Source organism: Burkholderia sp. 9775_39 (assembly GCF_015712225.1).
In the GTDB taxonomy this organism is placed as follows: domain Bacteria; phylum Pseudomonadota; class Gammaproteobacteria; order Burkholderiales; family Burkholderiaceae; genus Burkholderia; species Burkholderia cenocepacia.
Map to the genome: position 1 here is coordinate 1 of NZ_JACCQC010000010.1, position 15,385 is coordinate 15,385.

General features: G+C 66.3%; 13 protein-coding genes. 3 read left to right on the forward strand and 10 right to left on the reverse strand.

Translation table 11 applies throughout. The features are described from left to right. From H0X90_RS15355 to H0X90_RS15385, 7 genes are all read right to left on the reverse strand, one after another. Positions 1-988: phage late control D family protein (locus H0X90_RS15355; protein ID WP_196438154.1), on the reverse strand; the 988-nt coding region annotated here is incomplete at its 3' end. 234 nt (positions 989-1,222) lie between these two features. Further along, positions 1,223-1,387, reverse strand: a complete 165-nt coding sequence (locus tag H0X90_RS15360) for a hypothetical protein (RefSeq protein WP_154641174.1) — start codon at positions 1,385-1,387, stop codon at positions 1,223-1,225. 75 nt (positions 1,388-1,462) lie between these two features. Next, on the reverse strand, positions 1,463-2,032 hold the full coding sequence (locus H0X90_RS15365; protein WP_058902348.1) for a GNAT family N-acetyltransferase: 570 nt from the start codon (positions 2,030-2,032) through the stop codon (positions 1,463-1,465). A 201-nt stretch (positions 2,033-2,233) separates the two neighbouring features. Beyond that, positions 2,234-3,775, reverse strand: a complete 1,542-nt coding sequence (gene opcM / locus H0X90_RS15370) for a multidrug efflux transporter outer membrane subunit OpcM (RefSeq protein ID WP_077188674.1) — start codon at positions 3,773-3,775, stop codon at positions 2,234-2,236. Positions 3,776-3,785: 10 nt separating this feature from the next. After that, positions 3,786-6,986: a multidrug efflux RND transporter permease subunit CeoB gene (gene ceoB, locus H0X90_RS15375; protein ID WP_077188675.1), complete on the reverse strand. Its 3,201-nt coding sequence runs from the start codon at positions 6,984-6,986 to the stop codon at positions 3,786-3,788. 45 nt (positions 6,987-7,031) lie between these two features. Then, positions 7,032-8,249, reverse strand: a complete 1,218-nt coding sequence (gene ceoA, locus H0X90_RS15380; protein ID WP_077188676.1) for a multidrug efflux RND transporter periplasmic adaptor subunit CeoA — start codon at positions 8,247-8,249, stop codon at positions 7,032-7,034. Positions 8,250-8,281: 32 nt separating this feature from the next. Then, a complete protein-coding gene (locus H0X90_RS15385) occupies positions 8,282-9,142 on the reverse strand; it encodes an alpha/beta hydrolase (protein ID WP_006484499.1) in 861 nt (286 codons plus the stop codon). Positions 9,143-9,316: 174 nt separating this feature from the next. On the opposite strand from H0X90_RS15385, the gene ceoR reads away from it, so the two are divergent. Both ceoR and H0X90_RS15395 read left to right on the forward strand, forming a co-directional pair. Continuing rightward, the gene (gene ceoR / locus H0X90_RS15390; protein WP_006484497.1) at positions 9,317-10,321 is read left to right on the forward strand and encodes a putative multidrug efflux transcriptional regulator CeoR; all 1,005 of its coding nucleotides are present in this window, start codon (positions 9,317-9,319) and stop codon (positions 10,319-10,321) included. Positions 10,322-10,737: 416 nt separating this feature from the next. Beyond that, positions 10,738-11,031, forward strand: a complete 294-nt coding sequence (locus tag H0X90_RS15395; RefSeq protein WP_006491979.1) for a DUF4148 domain-containing protein — start codon at positions 10,738-10,740, stop codon at positions 11,029-11,031. 218 nt (positions 11,032-11,249) lie between these two features. On the opposite strand, the gene H0X90_RS15400 is transcribed toward H0X90_RS15395, so the two are convergent. From H0X90_RS15400 to selD, 3 genes are all read right to left on the reverse strand, one after another. After that, positions 11,250-12,329: a purine nucleoside permease gene (locus H0X90_RS15400; protein ID WP_006494232.1), complete on the reverse strand. Its 1,080-nt coding sequence runs from the start codon at positions 12,327-12,329 to the stop codon at positions 11,250-11,252. A gap of 230 nt (positions 12,330-12,559) precedes the next feature. Continuing rightward, positions 12,560-13,153 (reverse strand): LysE family translocator, encoded by a 594-nt coding sequence (locus H0X90_RS15405; RefSeq protein ID WP_006484492.1) that lies wholly within the window; start codon positions 13,151-13,153, stop codon positions 12,560-12,562. A gap of 81 nt (positions 13,154-13,234) precedes the next feature. Continuing rightward, complete coding sequence (gene selD, locus H0X90_RS15410; protein ID WP_006494230.1) at positions 13,235-14,299, reverse strand: selenide, water dikinase SelD; 1,065 nt, start codon at positions 14,297-14,299, stop codon at positions 13,235-13,237. 115 nt (positions 14,300-14,414) lie between these two features. On the opposite strand from selD, the gene H0X90_RS15415 reads away from it, so the two are divergent. Beyond that, positions 14,415-15,251, forward strand: coding sequence for a DMT family transporter (locus H0X90_RS15415; RefSeq protein ID WP_006484481.1), 837 nt, complete (start codon positions 14,415-14,417; stop codon positions 15,249-15,251). The last annotated feature ends 134 nt before the right edge of the window (positions 15,252-15,385 follow it).

A 15,385-nucleotide genomic window follows, 5' to 3' on the forward strand; every position in this document is an offset into this window, starting at 1 on the left:
CGTGATCGGGATGTCCGTTCAACGTGAAACGTTTGCCAGCGTCAGCTGCTCGCCATCCACCGATACCAAAAAAGCGCTTCGACCGCGATTCCCATTCTTCGAGGCGGATTTTCGAAAGCGCGTCACCTCGGCCCTGGGCCATAAAGGTGTACGCGCCGGTGTACTGATACACCTCCGCTTGCTCCGGTAGCGCGCCTTGATTTGGCATCGTCGGCAACGATGTGCCCTTCGCGTTGAAAGCGCTCGCAGGGTTCTTGTAGTCGAACGTGCGAGTGGTCAGCGACGTACTCTGCAACGTTCGTGTGCCGCTCCACTCCGTGAGTGCGTCCGATGCGACCGTCGTGCCCGCGCGTGAAAAAGTGAGCGGCAGCGGTTCGTCGAGTGCTGTCAGGCGATCGGTGATGACGAGGCGATGTGCTTTGCCATCGCTGTCGTGCTTCCAGTAGCCGTAGAGCCCTTCCGATTCAAGGAGCCGGTGGACGAAATTCCAATCAGTTTCGTCCTGGCGGCAGAAGGAGAGTGACGGCAGGGTCCGGGACAGATGAAACTCGAAGAAGCCGCGTGCTTGGGGATGAGCGTTGAAAACGTCGGTGACGATCGCATCGACCGGTTTGTCCTGCCAGATCTTCTGGTCGCGACGAAATCGCAGGAAGTGCATCCACGAGGAGATCGTGAGCTGGTGAAATGTCAGCCCTCCGTCTGCTCCGAGACGTCTCGCTGTATGCACGTAGCCGTTGTGCGGCGCATACGAACCACCACCCTGCTGGATCCACAGCGTCGCAGGTTGCGCAATAAGGTTCTTGAGCTCGACGCTCGACGTCGTCGAAACAACATCGACGACAAACTCAAAGTCGCGCCCGAGTCGCACATCACCGATCATCTGGTGCGGGAGCAACATGTCGTGTCCCAATGACGTGTCAAGCTTGAGAAGCCGGTCTTGCTGAATCAACCCGCCTCGAATGAAATGCATTAGATTACGCACATCCATCTGCATACCATTCTTTATCCCTACGCACGCTTGCTAAGTGGTAATTTCACTTTGCCCTCGCAGGCGATTGTACAGAACAGCGGATCTAGCGAATCTCAAAAATGGTCAATGTTGATAACGTCCGCTCCATCCCATTACTGATTATTCGTCGCGTCGATAGAAAATGACATCCGCGTAATTGAATGACTTATACGGCCCTCTGTGAACGTCTATTCTGCAGGGGTGCCGATTTTTCTACATGCCTGAACCATTGGCTGCGTACGCATTGTTGGTCACCGCGCCCCAGCGATCTGGGTTATCAGTCATATATTTATCGACGATTGCGGCCATATGCATGTTGGTCATCCCGAGATTGACGGCACAACCATGTCGCTTCACTGCACGCGGCAAGTCCTTCATCGCAATGATCGGCGCATAGAAAATGCCGTCGAAAACTCCCTCCAGATAGCGCTGCCTTTCCGAACCGCGCCCTGCTCAGTCGTTCAATTCAATGCGATAGCGAAGAGCCTCGGCGAATCCGTAGGCGGCCGGTTTTCTGAAGTGCTCGATCAATACACCATTGCACGCAGCAATCACCTTCCGCGAGGCGATATTCTCCGGATCGACCGTTAGTTCGACATAGGGCAGACCTGCTGTCTTCGCTTCGCCCAGCATCAGATTGAGCGCCTGCGTGGCGTAGCCGTTTCCCCTCTTCCACGGCACAACCGAGAAGCCGATATGTCCGAGTACGTATGACGGCAACTCGGCGGTTCCGACCTGCCAACGAAATCCGATCGCGCCGCAGAAATCACCGTCCCATATCCAGCGGACAATGCTCGGGAGCCGCGCGACGGTCGCGCCATCGGGTAAAGGAATCGGGCCGCCCGATGCAGCGGGATCGTCCAGTCCGTTCACGAATCGCACGGCATCGACGCCGATAGCATCCAATTGTTCGCGCGCGGCGATCGCCTTACGGACGTTGTCAGGCGACCATCCGGCCTCGAGCGCCGAAACGTAGCGCGGCAGCAAAGCAAGCGTAGGTCTCAACAATTCGATTGCGCTCATGCCGATCGGTGCGTGTCCGGGAAAGATGATTGTCAACGGTTTGATCGGCGGCGTCGAGCGTATCAAAATGGCCGATCGCCGACGTTCCTCCCCGCCAATTTACGATGAACCATACAAAACCCCGGCATGCAGACCTGCGCCTGCATGCCGGGGCTTTTCGCTTCCCGGCCGGCGAGCGACGAACCGCCCGCCGTTCGCGCGTCACCGCGCCGCCACTTCCGCCTTGACGGACGCCGCATCGCCGACCGCCGTCGGCGCCGGCGCATTCCCCCACCCGCCGCCCAGCGCACGGATCAGATTGACGGTCGACACCGCCTGCGCACCGGTCAACTGGTTCGCCTGCAACTGCGACTGCAGCACCGAGCGCTCGCTGTCGATCACGTCGAGATACGCGACCTCGCCTTCCTGGTACTGCGTCCGCGACAGCGTCGCGGCCCGGCGCGACGCATTGACGGCCGCATCCTGCGCGCGGATCTGGTCGTCGAGCAGGCGCAGATCGGCGAGATTGTCCTCGACCTCGCGGAACGCGACGAGCACCTGCTGCCGGTAATTCGCGACCTGCTCGTCGTACTGCGCGCGCGCCTGCTGCACGCCGGCCGCCCGCCGTCCGCCGTCGAACAGCGGCAACGTCAGCGCGGTGCCGGCGAACGGCCCGAGCAGGAACGTACGGCTCGACCACAGGAACAGGTTGCCGAGCGTCGACGCTTCATAGCCGAACGACCCGGTGATATCGAGCTTCGGGAAGTACGCCGACTTCGCGAGCCCGATCCGCGCGTTCGCGGCCGCCATCGCGCGTTCGGCCGCCGACACGTCCGGGCGGCGTTCGAGCAGCGCGGACGGCAGGCCCGGCGGAATCTTCACCGCGACCGGCACGATCGGCGTTTCCTTGAACGCGAAATCCGCGGGCGCCTTGCCGAGCAGGATGGCGAGCGCATGCTCGGACGCCGCGCGCCGGCGCGCGACGCCGACCGCATCGGCCTGCGCGCTCGCCAGTTCGTTCTTCGCGCGCGACACGTCGAGCTCGCTGATGTCGCCTTCGTTGAAGCGGCGCTGCACGAGCTTCAGTGCCTGCTCGCGCAACTCGACCGTGCGGCGGTACAGGTCCTGGTCCGAATCGAGCTGACGCAGCTCGAAGTAGTTCTGCGCGACGTCCGCCTGCAGCGCGAGCTGCACCGAACGGAACAGCGCTTCGCTCTGCGCCTGGTCGGCACGCGACGCCTCGACGTTGCGGCCGACGCGGCCGAACAGATCGGCTTCGTACGACACCGTGCCCTGCGCGCGCCACAGCGTCGCGTTGGTCGGGCCGGTGCCCTGCGGCTGGAACTGCGACGCCGACGACAGCCCCTCGCGCGTCGGCCCGAAACCGGCGCCGACCTGCGGGAACCATTGCGAGCGCGCCGAACGCGTCGCCGCCCGCGCTTCCTCGACCCGCGCGGCCGCGGCCTTCAGGTTCTGGTTCGCGGCGAGCGCCTGCGTCTCGAGCGAATCGAGCACCGGGTCGCCGAACACCTTCCACCATTCGCCGCGGTGTTCGCCATCCGACGGCTCGGCCGTCTTCCACGTGCCGGCCTGCTCGCCGGCGGCGAGGGTCGGCGCTTCCTTGAACGCGGCGGGCGCCGCCGCGTCGGGACGCTGGTAGTCGGGGCCGACCGCACACGCGGCGAGCAGCGTCGCGAGCAGGGTGCTCGCGGCCGCCACCTTCGCGAAGCGCATCAGGCCGTTCGTGTTGTGCATGTTGTCCATCTTTCTATCCTCAAGCATCGGAAGCCGACGCACCCGACGGCGACACGCCATAACCCGCCGAGTCCTTGCCGGCGACGTGAATCTTGCCGCCCGCGAGCGTGCGCAGCACGACGTAGAACACCGGCGTCAGCATCAGCCCGAACAGCGTCACGCCGAGCATCCCGAAGAACACCGCGACCCCCATCGCATAACGCATTTCCGAACCCGCGCCGGTCGACGTGACGAGCGGCACCACGCCCATGATGAAAGCGATCGACGTCATCAGGATCGGGCGCAGCCGCAGCCGGCTCGCCTCGATCGCGGCCTCGAGCGGCGTCCTGCCGTCGTGTTCGAGCTCGCGCGCGAATTCGACGATCAGGATCGCGTTCTTCGCCGACAGCCCCACCAGCACCATCAGGCCGATCTGCGTGAAGATGTTGTTGTCGCCCTGCGTGAGCCACACGCCCGTCAGCGCCGACAGAATGCTCATCGGCACGATCAGGATCACCGCGAGCGGCAGCGTCAGGCTTTCATACAGCGCGGCGAGCACGAGGAACACGAGCAGCACGCTGATCGGGAACACCCACATCGCCGAATCGCCCGCGAGGATCTGCTGGTACGTGAGGTCGGTCCACTCGAAGCGCACGCCGCGCGGCAGCGTCTCGTGCGCGATGCGTTCGACCGCGGCCTGCGCCTGCCCCGACGAGAAGCCGGGCGCCGGGCCGCCGTTGATGTCGGCCGCCGTGTAGCCGTTGTAGCGCACGACCATTTCCGGGCCGAACGTCGGCGTCACGGTGACCAGCGACGACAGCGGCACCATCTCGCCCTTGTCGTTGCGCGTCTTCAGTTGCAGGATGTCGTCCGCGCGCTGGCGGAACGGCGCATCGGCCTGCACGCGCACCTGGTACACGCGTCCGAAGCGGTTGAAGTCGTTCACGTACAGCGAACCCAGATACACCTGCATCGTGTTGAACACGTCGGTCACCGGCACGCCGAGCTGCTTCGCCTTCACGCGATCGAGATCGACGTTGAGCTGCGGCACGTTGATCTGGTAGCTCGTGAACAGCGGGCCGAGTTCAGGCGCCTGCTGCGCGCGCTTGATGAAGTCGTTGGTCGCATCCGACAGCTTCGCGTAGCCGACCGCGCCGCGATCCTCGATCTGCATCTTGAACCCGCCGAGCGTACCGAGGCCGAGCACCGGCGGCGGCGGGAACACCGCGACGAACGAATCCTTCATCGCGCCGTACTTCTGGTTCAGCGCACCCGCGATGGCGCCGGCCGACAGCGCCTTGCCGTGCCGTTCCGCGAACGGCTTGAGCGTGACGAACACGATGCCCGCGCTCGAGCTGTTGGTGAAGCCGTTCACCGACAGCCCCGGGAACGCGACCGCGCTCTCGACGCCCGGCTGCTTCAGCGCGATCGAACCCATGTCGCGGATCACCTTCTCGGTGCGGTCGAGCGACGCACCGTTCGGCAGCTGCGCGAACGCGATCAGGTATTCCTTGTCCTGCGCGGGCACGAAGCCGCCCGGCACGACCTTCGACACGAGCACCGTCGCGCCCACCAGCACGAGATACACGCCGAGCATCAGCGTCTTGCGCGACAGCACGCCGCGCACGCCGCGGCCGTAGTTCTCCGCCCCGCGATGGAACACCTTGTTGAAGCCGCGGAAGAAGCCGCCGAGCACGCGGTTCATCACACGCGTGAGCCAGTCTTCCTTGTCGCCGTGCCCCTTCAGCAGGATCGCGGACAGCGCCGGCGACAGCGTCAGCGAGTTGAACGCCGAGATCACCGTCGAGATCGCGATGGTCATCGCGAACTGCTTGTAGAACTGGCCGGTCAGGCCCGACATGAACGCGAGCGGCACGAACACGGCGACCAGCGTCAGCGCGATCGCGATGATCGGCCCGCTCACTTCCTGCATCGCCTTGTAGGTCGCCTGCCGCGCGTTCATCCCGTTCTCGATGTTGCGCTCGACGTTCTCGACGACGACGATCGCATCGTCGACCACGATCCCGATCGCGAGCACCATCCCGAACAGCGACAACGCGTTGATCGAATACCCGAACGCGAGCAGCAGCGAGAACGTGCCGATGATCGACACCGGCACCGCGATCAGCGGAATCAGCGACGCGCGCCAGGTCTGCAGGAACACGATCACGACGATCACGACCAGCGCGATCGCTTCGAGCAGCGTGTGCACGACGGCCTTGATCGACGAGCGCACGAACTGCGTCGGGTCATAGACGATCTTGTAGTCGACGCCCGCCGGCATGTCCTGCTTCAGCTCGGCCATCGTCTTGCGCACCTCGTCCGAGATCTGCAGCGAGTTCGCGCCCGGCGACTGGTTGATCGCCATCGCGACGGCCGGCTTGTTGTCGAGCAGCGAGCGCAGCCCGTACTCGGACGCGTCGAGCTGGATCCGCGCGATGTCGCGCAGGTGCGTGACGCCGCCGTCCGGCGTCGTCTTCACGACGATGTCGCCGAATTCGTCTTCCGTCTGCAGACGGCCGCGCGCGTTCACCGACAGCTGCAGCGGCGTGCCGGGCAGCGACGGCGATGCGCCGATCACGCCGGCCGCGACCTGCACGTTCTGCTCGCGGATCGCCTGCACGACGTCCTCGGCCGACAGCCCGCGCTGCGCGACCTTCTGCGGATCGAGCCACACGCGCATCGCGTAGTCGCCCGAACCCCACAGCTGCACCTGGCCGACGCCCTGGATCCGCGACAGGCGATCCTTCACGTTGATCAGCGCGTAGTTGCGCAGGTAGGTCATGTCGTAGCGGTTGTCAGGCGAGATCAGGTGGACCACCATCGTCAGCGTCGGCGAGCTCTTCACCGTGGTGATGCCGAGCCGCTGCACGTCTTCCGGCAAGCGCGGCAGCGCCTGGTTCACGCGGTTCTGCACGAGCTGCGTGGCCTTGTCCGGATCGGTGCCCAGCTTGAACGTGACGGTGATCGTCATGTTGCCGTCGCTGTTCGCCTGCGACTGCATGTAGAGCATGTCCTCGACGCCGTTGATCTGCTCTTCAAGTGGCGACGCGACCGTCTCGGCGATCACTTTCGGGTTCGCGCCCGGGTACTGCGCCTTCACGATCACCGAAGGCGGCACGACTTCCGGATATTCCGAAATCGGCAGCAGGAACATCGCGATCACCCCGCCGAGCAGGATGATCACCGATAGGACTCCTGCAAAGATCGGCCGGTCGATAAAGAATTTGGAAATGTTCATGGGTTGCTCTGTCTGGTTGAACGCGGATGCGAAGCGGCGCGCCGCTTACGAATCCGCCTTCGCCGGTGCGGCCGGCTTCGCGGTGCTCGCGAGCGGCGCGGACGGCGCATCGCCGCCCGTCATCGGGACCATGTGCGGCTTCACCTGCTCGCCCGGACGCACGCGCTGCGTGCCGTTCACGACCACGCGGTCGCCGGCCGACAGCCCGCTCACGATCACGCGCCGGTTGCCGTGCTGCATCCCTTGCTGCACTTCGCGATACGACACGCGGCCCTGCTGGTCGACGACGAACACGAACTTCTTGTCCTGGTCGGTGTTGATCGCCGCGTCGTCGACGAGCAGCGCCTCGTGCGGCGCGCTGCCACCCACCTTCACGCGTGCGTAGAGGCCCGGGACCAGGGTGCCGTCCGCGTTGTCGAAGCGTGCGCGCACGCGGATCGTGCCGGACGACGTGTCGAGCCGGTTGTCGACCGAATCGATCTCGCCGCTGCGCGAGTAGCCGGTTTCGTTCGCGAGGCCGAGCTCGACCGGCACCTTGCGGCCGCTGCGCGCGCCGTTGATGTATTGCAGGTAGGTCTGCTCGTCCGCGTCGAACGACGCGTAGATCGGCGACACCGACACCAGCGTCGTCAGCGGCGCGGCCGACGCGCCGGCCGACACGACGTTGCCGAGCGTGATTTCCGCGCGCGACACGCGGCCCGACACCGGCGCGGTGATGCGCGTATAGCCGAGATTGATGCGCGCCGTTTCCAGCGCGGCTTCGGCGGCCTTCAGGTTCGCATTCGCTTCGCGCGCCGCGTTCTGCTTCTCGTCGTAGTCGCGCTTCGCGATCGCGTTGTCGCCGATCAGCCGCTGCGCGCGCTGCCAGTCGCTCTGCGCGTAGCCGTTGCGGGCCTGCGCGGCCGCGAGCTGCGCGGCGGCGCGATCGACTTCCGCCTGGTACGGGCGCGGGTCGATCACGAACAGCACGTCGCCCTTCTTCACGAGCGCGCCGTCCTTGAAGTTCACCGCGACGATCGTGCCCGACACCTGCGGGCGCACGTCGACTTTCTCGACCGCCTCGAGGCGGCCCGAATAGCTTTGCCAGTCGGTCACGGTCTGCGGCACGACGGTCGCGACGTCGACTTCGGGCAGCGGCGCCGGCGCTTTCTCGGGGGCGTTCGCGCTCACGCGCATCGCGCCGAACGTGCCGAGGCCGACGACGGCGAGCGTGACGATCGCCGCGGTCGCGATTCGGGAACGGGAGGTGCGTAGGATGGCCATGTGGATCTCCAGTAAGCGTGGATTGGTTCTGGTTATTCGGGACGGTTCGGCTGGCGGGCCTGGAAGCGGCACTGGAAGAAGCGCACGGCTTCCTCGAATGCGGCTTCGTGCGTGGCGAGCGCGGCGTGCGTGATGTCCGGGTAGCGGATCACCTGCGTGAGCACGCCCGACGAGATCAGGCAGCCCGCATAGTTCTCCGCTTCGACGTGCAGCACGTCGTTCTGCGCGGTGACGACGAGCGTCGGCGGCAGCCCCGCGAGGCGCACCGATTCGATCGGCGCCGCGTACGGGTGCATGCGCTGCGCGGCCTGCGGCAGATACGCGCGATAACAGGCCGCGCATTCGCGCGCGGTGATGTCGGACGCGAGGCGCTCGGCGTCGCCGATGCGCGTCATGCTCGGGTCGAGCATCGGCCCGAACAGCGCCTGCGCGGCGATCGACACTTCGCCGCGGTCACGTGCGATGAAGGCGAGGCAGTTCGCGAGCTGGCCGCCCGCGTCGTGCCCGGCGACCCCGATCTTCTTCGGGTTGCCGCCGAACGCGCGGGCGCGCGTCGCGGCCCACACGGCGGCGCGATACGCATCCTCCGGCGCGGCCGGAAAAGGAAAGGCCGGCGCGAGCGAATAATCGACCGACACTACGAGAGCTGGTAAGCGTTCTGCTAAAAAACGCGCGGCGAAATCCGCGTCTTCGAGCGAACCGCGGACGAAGCCGCCGCCGTGGAAATAAAGCACTACTGGCAACCCGGTCTTGTCCGGGCGGCGGTAGAGACGCAGCACGATGTCCTGCGCGTAGCCGGGAATTTCCACTTCGGCAACCGTCAGCGCCGCGCCCGCTATGGCTTGCGCGGGCAGCGCGGCTTTCAGGAATTTGCTGAATTCAGAAGCGTCCATGACGATGCAGCATCCATTTCGAGATGGAACGAATTCTGGGTCCGGCAGACATTGGGATAAATGCCTATAATCCGGCAACACAATTCAACGCCCCCGAACAATCCGAGGCTGCGTTTACCCACGAGGTAGCGCAGCCTTCTTGTTCCGGCGGCAAATTAAATTGCGGAGGTTGTGATGGACCGGCTTCAGGCCATGCAGGTGTTTACTCGCGTCGTCGATACAAGCAGCTTCACCAAGGCAGCAGAAACGCTCAGCTTGCCGCGAGCGTCCGTCACGACGATCATCCAGAATCTCGAAGCATTCCTCGGCGTGCGGCTGATGCACCGGACCACGCGCCGGCTCTCGCTCACGCCGGACGGCGCCGCGTACTACGAACGATGCGTGCGGATCCTCGCTGACGTCGAGGAAACCGAAGCAAGCTTCCAGGCCAACAACCGGAAGCCGCACGGAAAGTTGCGTATCGACATGCCGGGCTCGATCGGGCGGCTGCTCGTGATTCCGTCGCTGTGCGAATTCCATACGCGCTACCCGGACATCGACCTGCAACTCGGCCTGTCCGATCGGCCGGTCGACCTGCTGCAGGAAGGCGTCGACTGCGTGATCCGCGTCGGTGCGCTGCAGGACTCGTCGCTCGTCGCACGCCGCGTCGGCCTGTTCGAATGCGTGACCGTCGCGTCGCCCGATTATCTCGAGCGCCACGGCGAGCCGCAGACGATCGACGACCTGAACCAGCACAAGGCCGTCAACTACTTCTCGAGCCGCACGGGCCGCACGATCGACTGGACCTTCCTGATCGACGGCAAGGAAGTCGAGATGAAGATGGAGGGCATCGTGTCGGTAAACGACGCGGATGCGTACGTGACGTGCGGAATCGAAGGCTTCGGGCTGATCCAGCCGCCGCTGTTCATGGTGCTGCCGCACCTGCGCGAAGGCCGGCTCAAGGAAGTGCTGCCCGGCGTCAAGCCGCTGCCGATGCCGATTTCGGTCGTGTATCCGCACAGCCGCCATCTGTCGCCGAAGGTGCGCGTGTTCGTCGACTGGGTGGCCGAAGTGTTCGACCGTTGCCCGCTGCTGAGCGGCAAGGGCAGCCTCGACGCGACGTGCAGCAAGCGCACGTTCGAGGAAGCCGAACGCGCGCCGGTGCTCGATACGCCGGTCATCAACGAGTGGGTCGCGTAATCGCCTGACCCCCACGCGCGGGCCGGACGGCCCGCGCGTCATCCCGCCTGAGCGCCGCCCGGCACGTCTGTCAAGCGCGGTGCCCCGATCCTTCCCGAATCCGCAGTAAACCTTTGCGCGACCCGCGGCAATCGGCCGCGTGCGTCGTCGCGGGTCGTTGCGCGTCGCCGCCGCGCATCCCGGCGAAGCCCGCGCCGCGGGGCTCCCGGCCATTTCCGCATAGCCCTGCCGGCGGTGCGGATGACGATTGTTCCACTGACACGACAATTCAATTCGCGTCTGCCGCATTTATCGCACCGGAACAGATACCTAGAGTAAACCCTGTCGCGCACCTCGTTGCGCATCGAACAGATCCCGCCTTGCGGGACCGGAGTCAGCGCTCAAGCGCCAGCTCCGACATCTCTAGGAGTGACGCCATGAACCGCCGCCATCTTCTCTCGGCCCTTGCTCTCGCGCTTGCGGTGTCCGCACCGGCCTTCGCCGATTCGGGTACCCCGCATGCCGGCGACTACGGCAACACGTCGTGGTACTCGCAACACAACGGCCCGCGGACGCGCGCCGAAGTGAGCGCGGAAGTCGTGCAGGCCCGCAAGGACGGCACGCTCGCATACCTGCGCAAGGCGACTTCGTATCCGCAAGGGCTCGAACTCGCACAAAGCCCGTATCGCTCGACGCCGGAAGGCAACCAGCTCGCCGGCGGGGGCCGGTAAACGCGCGACGCCGCGCGGCGGGTTGCCCCGCGCGCGGCGTTTCGAACGACTTTGTCGACGACTCGCTGAGTCAGTTAGTTGCAGGAGCACATGATGAACGATCAACTTCCTTCGCCGCTCGATCACTGGGACGACACCACGCCGGTCTGGACGCCGTTCCGTTCGGCCCCGCAATCGCATTGACTGCGTTGACCGCCGGCTGAGTCATCGTCCGGCCGTCAACGACGCGGTACGCCGTCGCGCCATTCGCCCCAGTGCGTGACGATGTCCTGCACCAGCGGATTGCCCGCGCGGTACAGGTTTTCGGTCGCCGGGGCGAAGCCGCCCTGGTCCGCGTAGTTCAGCAGGTTGTCGGCGCTCGTCTGCCCCGCGTACGGCCGATCGAAATCGGACCCGGTGCGCAGCACGGCCACACGCGACAGGTCGACCCGCTTCACGCTCGCCGCGCGCTTGAGCGCTTCATACGTCGCGTTGTCCTCCTGCGCGGTCATGCAGTAGGTGCCCTTGCCGTCCGTCAGGATCTTGGTCCACTGACGCGCGCGCTCGCCGATCAGCGTGCCCGAGAACCACGTGTTGCCCGACGACGTATCGCACTGGATCACCGTCGGCGGCCGGTTCGCCGGCGCATACGTGAACTTCGCGCGCGCAGCCTGCGCCTGGGCGCTATCGGCGAGCACGACGTTGCGCGACAGCGCGTACGCGGCGTCGGTCAGCTGCGGGTTGAGCTGGAACACTTCGGTGCGATAGTCGAGCGGCGGCTTGTCGTTCGGGCTCTTCGTGTTGATGCCGAGAAAGCCGGTGTTCCACCCGGCCGGAATCTCGCGCGCATCGAGCTCCCACTGCAGGCTGAAATCGACGAGGTATTTCGACCACGCGGCCGATCCGACCGTGCCCTGTGCGGGGTCGACGCCCGCGATGCCCGAGATCAGGAAATAGGTGCGGCGCAGATCGAAGCGTGGCGAGAACGTGAGCGCCATGATCGTCGCCGACGCGTTCGCATAGCCCATCCCGGTCGTGACCACGCACACGTCCTGCTTGTTGCAGTGGACAGCCGGATAGTCGGGCGACAGGCCCGGCACGGTGATGTCGCGCCACGGGCCGAGCCGGTCGAGCCATGCCTGGCCTTCCGGGCCGAACATCGTGATGATCATGACCTTGACCGGGCGGCCATGCGAGCCGGTCTCGGCGAATGCTGCATTGCCTGCATCGTTGCCCTGGTTGTCCTGCGCGATCGACGGCGCGGTCGCACAGGCGGCAAGCGAGAATGCGGCGGCGGAAAGGATGGAGCGAGTCAGCATCGGCGTTCCTTGTTTCGGTGATGTTGGGTGAGAACGGCTCTCGGAGACTGCGCGACGAGTATAGAACGGGCGTACGCGATGCGGAACCCGACTACGAAACGGCTGGCGGTGTTTCGTGCGAACGGAGGCGTGTTGCGCGACGGAAAATCGCGCATTCGTCGCGGCCTTGCAAACATCAGGAATGCTATCGGGTTCGTCGCCGTGCGCGACGTCGGCCGCTTCGCGCCGCGCTACACGCGCATCAGCCCCGCGACGCCGTAGCCGAGCACGACGAGTGCGGCGACCCCATGGCTCGCCGCGAGCCACGCTGGCGATTTCACGAAACGCCCGATCGCGCTGCCGCCGAACGCGAACACGAGCTGCCCGGCGAGACTGCCCGCGAACACGCACGCGGCGCCGAGCAGCCAGTGCCGATGCGCGCCGGCGGCAGCGGTCGCATAGCCGTAGAACAGCAGGATGGTCAGCGGGTTCGCGAGCGTGACGAAGAACATCGACATGAACGGGCGATTGCCCGGCGGCGGCGGGACGTCGCCATCGAGCGTGCGGCGCCGGTCACGCAGCGCCTGCCACAGCATCCGCGCGCCCATCGCGAGCAGCACGCACGCACCGACCATGCGGAACAGCGACAGATGCGACGCGAGCGTGCCCGCGAGCAGCGCGCCGATGGTGAACGCGACGACCGCATAACAGCCGTCGGCAGCGGCCACTCCGATCGCCGCGCGCACGCCGGTCGCCGTGCCGGCGCGCATGCCGTAGTTCGCGATCATCAGCGCGACGGGCCCGACCGACAGCGCGATCATCAGCCCGAACAGGAAGTCGTTCATCGGTCGTCGATGGCATCAATACCGTCGATGGAAGGCATCGATTCCAGCGACGTCGAAACGATACGCGGTATGAATCCGGCGTCAGGCGACGTCGACGCGTGCGGGCCCGTCCGCCATCTCGCCGATCACGGCCGCGCGGTCGAAGCCGTCGGCACGGAAGCACGCGAGCACGTCGTCGACCGCCTCCGGCACGCACGCGACGAGCAGCCCGCCCGACGTCTGCGGATCGGTCAGCAGCGCCTGCGCGACGGGCGGCAGCCCGTCGGCGAGCCGTACGTCGGTGCCGTACGCGGCCCAGTTGCGGCCCGACGCGCCGGTGAACACACCGTCGGCCACGAACGTCTCGACGCCCGCGAGCCACGGCAGCGACGCATAGTGCACGCGCGCGGTGAGCTGCGCGCCGCGCGCCAGTTCGAGCGTATGGCCGAGCAGCCCGAAGCCGGTGACGTCGGTCAGCGCATGCACGCCCGGCAGCGCGGCGAGCTCGGCGCCCGGCCGGTTCAGCTTGGTGGTCGTCGCGACCATCTGCGCGTAGCCGTCGGCGTCGAGCTGGTTCTTCTTCAGCGCGGCCGACAGCACGCCGACGCCGAGCGGCTTGCCGAGCACGAGCACGTCGCCCGCGCGCGCGGCCGCGTTGCGCTTCACGCGCGACGGATGCACGACGCCGATCGCCGCGAGCCCGTAGATCGGCTCGACCGAATCGATCGAATGACCGCCCGCGACCGGAATGCCGGCATCCGCGCACACCGATTCGCCGCCGCGCAGCACGGCCGCGATCGTCTCGTGCGGCAGCACGTTGATCGGCATGCCGACCAGCGCGAGCGCGAGGATCGGCTTGCCGCCCATCGCATAGACGTCGGACAGCGCGTTGGTGGCCGCGATGCGGCCGAAGTCGAACGGATCGTCGACGATCGGCATGAAGAAATCGGTGGTCGCGACGATCGCCTGCTCGTCGTTGAGCCGGTAGACGGCCGCGTCGTCGGACGTCTCGGTGCCGACCAGCAGATCCGGGAACAGCGCGGGCGGCGTCGCGCGCTTGAGCAGCTCGGACAGCACGCCCGGCGCGATCTTGCAGCCGCAGCCGCCCCCGTGCGACAGGCTCGTGAGGCGCGGAACGGCAGGCTGGGCTTGGGTGGCTTCGGTCATCGTCGGCATCCGGTGAATAACAACGTTCTATTATCGACAATTCCGCGCGAGCGCGCCCGATACCCACATAATTGACGGCGCTGCCCCGCTCCCGCCTTCGTCCGCCCGTTCGTTCATGGATCACTTCTTCATCGGCCTCGTGCTGTGCTCCGCGCTGCTGCACGCCATCTGGAACGCGTTCCTCCACGTCAGCGAAGATCGGCTGGTCCAGCTCGGCACGATGTCGCTGCCGTATCTCGCGTTCGGCATCGCCGGCGCCGTGCTGCTGCCCGCGCCGGCGCCCGCCGCGTGGCCGTACGTCGTCGCGTCCGCCGTGCTCGAGGTCGCGTACTGCTTCACGCTGGCGCGCGCGTACCGCAACGGCGAATTCGGGCAGATCTATCCGATCGCGCGCGGGATCTCGCCGCTGCTCGTATCGGTCCTCGCGCTCGCGATGCTGCACGAACGGCCGACGCCGTTCGGCTTCGCCGGCATCGCGCTCGTGTCGTTCGGCATCATGTCGCTCGCGCTGCGGCGCGGCTTGCGGTTCTCCGGCGAAGGCGTGCCGTATGCGCTGCTCACCGGCGTGTTCATCGCCGCGTATTCGATCTGCGACGGGATCGGCTCGCGCGTGTCCGGCAGCGCGCTCGGCTATATCGCGTGGGTGTATCTGCTGTGGAGCGTGCCGCAGCTCGTGCTCGTCTGCGCGGTGCGCGGCGGCCCGCGCGCGGTGCTCGGCTCGCGCACCGCGCTCACGCAGGGCGCGATCGCCGGCACGATCTCGCTCGCCGCATACGGGATCGTGATCCTCGCGTATCGGCACCTGCCGGTCGCGACCGTGTCGGCGCTGCGCGAAACGAGCTCGATCTTCGCGGTCGCGATCGGCTGGTTCGTGATGCGCGAGCGGCCCGGTGCGCAGCGGCTCGCCGCCTGCGCGCTGGTGGTCGCGGGCGCGGCGTTGATCCGGCTTTAAACAGCGGGCCAGCGGCCGCCGCTGACGCTGCCGGACGCGTCGAACCGGCTCCACGCGAATCCGCGAATCGGCGAACGTCTCGCGCGTCGCGGCACACGCCTGTTCCCCGCACCGCGGGCAGCACGATTCGGCCC

What these genes read in the sequence shown, in the direction of transcription:
- H0X90_RS15360 (WP_154641174.1), bottom strand. Translation starts at nt 1,387, where the DNA reads ATGAAGGACTTGCCGCGTGCAGTGAAGCGACATGGTTGTGCCGTCAAT.
- H0X90_RS15365 (WP_058902348.1), bottom strand. Translation starts at nt 2,032, where the DNA reads ATGAGCGCAATCGAATTGTTGAGACCTACGCTTGCTTTGCTGCCGCGC.
- opcM (WP_077188674.1), bottom strand. Translation starts at nt 3,775, where the DNA reads ATGGACAACATGCACAACACGAACGGCCTGATGCGCTTCGCGAAGGTG.
- ceoB (WP_077188675.1), bottom strand. Translation starts at nt 6,986, where the DNA reads ATGAACATTTCCAAATTCTTTATCGACCGGCCGATCTTTGCAGGAGTC.
- ceoA (WP_077188676.1), bottom strand. Translation starts at nt 8,249, where the DNA reads ATGGCCATCCTACGCACCTCCCGTTCCCGAATCGCGACCGCGGCGATC.
- H0X90_RS15385 (WP_006484499.1), bottom strand. Translation starts at nt 9,142, where the DNA reads ATGGACGCTTCTGAATTCAGCAAATTCCTGAAAGCCGCGCTGCCCGCG.
- ceoR (WP_006484497.1), top strand. Translation starts at nt 9,317, where the DNA reads ATGGACCGGCTTCAGGCCATGCAGGTGTTTACTCGCGTCGTCGATACA.
- H0X90_RS15395 (WP_006491979.1), top strand. Translation starts at nt 10,738, where the DNA reads ATGAACCGCCGCCATCTTCTCTCGGCCCTTGCTCTCGCGCTTGCGGTG.
- H0X90_RS15400 (WP_006494232.1), bottom strand. Translation starts at nt 12,329, where the DNA reads ATGCTGACTCGCTCCATCCTTTCCGCCGCCGCATTCTCGCTTGCCGCC.
- H0X90_RS15405 (WP_006484492.1), bottom strand. Translation starts at nt 13,153, where the DNA reads ATGAACGACTTCCTGTTCGGGCTGATGATCGCGCTGTCGGTCGGGCCC.
- selD (WP_006494230.1), bottom strand. Translation starts at nt 14,299, where the DNA reads ATGACCGAAGCCACCCAAGCCCAGCCTGCCGTTCCGCGCCTCACGAGC.
- H0X90_RS15415 (WP_006484481.1), top strand. Translation starts at nt 14,415, where the DNA reads ATGGATCACTTCTTCATCGGCCTCGTGCTGTGCTCCGCGCTGCTGCAC.